Below are 247 nucleotides of genomic sequence, written 5' to 3' on the forward strand. Positions count from 1 at the left end.
ATAATAGGCAGTTGGAACTGGAAGACATCTTATTCATCAACTGGCGCTCAAATTTTATCGAGAGACACAACTAAAGTCTATTCGATTTTATTCAAACCAGACAATAGTTTTGTTAATCAAACTTTTTGCATTGTAGGAGGTTCAACAGATGGGAGCTATCAATTAAAGAATTTTAATAACAATCGATTTTTAATTTTAAATGTTGGGAATACCTCTTACGATACATTACAATTATCAATTGATGGTA

At 30.8% G+C, this 247-nt stretch carries 1 protein-coding gene; it reads left to right on the plus strand.

Translation table 11 applies throughout. The annotated features are described in order from the left end of the window. The coding region (locus CWC11_RS23245; protein ID WP_212748124.1) for a hypothetical protein at positions 1-247 on the plus strand (247 nt) is incomplete at both ends.

It is taken from the genome of Pseudoalteromonas sp. S3178 (genome assembly GCF_005886985.1).
GTDB classification, from domain to species: domain Bacteria; phylum Pseudomonadota; class Gammaproteobacteria; order Enterobacterales; family Alteromonadaceae; genus Pseudoalteromonas; species Pseudoalteromonas carrageenovora.